Origin of the sequence: Bradyrhizobium sp. PRIMUS42, from assembly GCF_023006515.1 — a bacterium.
In the GTDB taxonomy this organism is placed as follows: Bacteria; Pseudomonadota; Alphaproteobacteria; order Rhizobiales; family Xanthobacteraceae; genus Bradyrhizobium.
In genome coordinates this window covers 1-1,436 of record NZ_JALBGZ010001098.1, presented here as the reverse complement: position 1 = coordinate 1,436, position 1,436 = coordinate 1, and the positions used below count along the sequence as shown (strand labels likewise).

Annotated in this window: 3 protein-coding genes and 1 pseudogene; all 4 read left to right on the top strand. The window is 63.2% G+C overall.

Features of this window, described 5'->3' with window-relative positions; translation table 11 throughout:
* Positions 1-190 (top strand): RidA family protein (locus MOV75_RS37980; RefSeq protein ID WP_247007976.1); only part of this gene is annotated, 190 nt, incomplete at its 5' end.
* A gap of 147 nt (positions 191-337) precedes the next feature.
* Positions 338-598: a hypothetical protein gene (locus tag MOV75_RS37975; protein ID WP_246931001.1), complete on the top strand. Its 261-nt coding sequence runs from the start codon at positions 338-340 to the stop codon at positions 596-598.
* Positions 599-834: 236 nt separating this feature from the next.
* On the top strand, positions 835-1,086 hold the full coding sequence (locus MOV75_RS37970; RefSeq protein WP_246931000.1) for a hypothetical protein: 252 nt from the start codon (positions 835-837) through the stop codon (positions 1,084-1,086).
* A 239-nt stretch (positions 1,087-1,325) separates the two neighbouring features.
* Positions 1,326-1,436, top strand: a pseudogene (locus MOV75_RS42325) (tripartite tricarboxylate transporter substrate binding protein); the annotation flags it as partial.

Here is a 1,436-nt window from a genome sequence, read left to right as displayed (position 1 = left end):
CGGTGTCCGCGACCTCGTCAAGGTCAACGTGCTCCTGACCCGCGCCTCCGACGTTGCCGCCATGAACGCGCTCTATGCCGGCGCCTTCGGCCCGCCGCCTTACCCGGCGCGCACCACTTGCGTGGTGCAGGCCCTGCCCAACCCGAAGATGCTGATCGAGATCGAGGCGGTGGCCTCGCTGTCGAAGTGAGCCGCGCGTGTGGCTTGTCGGGCACGCGGCCAAACCAAATGCGCGGCCGCGACTGACATGTCCGTGAACTGCCGCCCCCCGGCTTGCAAAGAACCTGCTTTTACCGCACGAATTTTCGGATCCCACGTTCCCACAAGGAGATACTTCATGCGTCGCGTTCTCGCGCTCTGTGCCGTTGCCGGCATTGCCACCTCCGTCTTTGCCGTGCCGGCCTCGGCTGCGGTCGGCTATTACGTGATCCGCTGGGACAACACCGGCATCTGCCAGGTCTGGAACGAGGACCTGAAGTACAAGCCGTTCCAGTTTGGGGTGTCGACCTACAAGGTCGTCAGCAAGCCTCTCCCGACGTTCCAGGCCGCCTCCGACCTCCAGATCAAGTTGCGCGCCGAGCGTCGCTGCACGCTCTAGGCTTGACGCGACAAAACGGTTTTCAAGGCGGATCGCGCGAGCGGTCCGCCTTTTCGCTTTTGCAGGACCTTCGCGTTTTTCGGCGGAAATCAGCCATGCCCCGCGCGCGTGCGTTGAACCTGATCAGCGCGTGGAACTACTCACATCTTGTCCGGCGCGCATCCCCAGAGCGTCCGGCACCAGCCCTCCCCGCATTGCCGGGAGGCGCATCACATCATTCATTTGAGGAGCTAATCATGCGTCGTATTTCCGTGCTGTGCGCTTCCGCGGGCCTTGCCGTCACCGCGTTCGTCGCTGCGAGCCCTGCACAGGCCAGCTATCACCTGATCCGCTGGCAGGACACCGGCTTCTGCCAGATCTGGGACGACAGCATCCCGACCACGCCGTGGCCGGCCGGCTATCACCGCGCCAGCGCGACCCTGCCGACCTTCATCGACGCACTCGCGGCGAAGGATGCCGCGCTGAAGAACGGCAGCTGCACCTGGTAAGATTTCGATCGGCGGACGAAGAGCCGGGCAAGGACGCGGGCATGCGTTCTTGCCCGGTTTGTTTGTGAGAAACCGTAGGGTGGCAAAGCGACAGCGTGCCCGCCAATTCCAATCATCACGAAGATGGTGGGCACGGCGCTTCGCGCCTTTGCCCACCCTATGAGATAGTGCTGCATCAGCAGAAGCGGACGCGCTCTCACGCGTCCTTGTGCGCGCCGGGATGGATCAGGACATCGCGGGCGGCGGCGAAGCCGGACGGCTACACCATTTCTCAGATTCCGATCACTGTCTTCCGTCTGCCCTTGATGCAGGAAGTGTCGTGGGATCCTGCAAAGGACTTTACCTACATC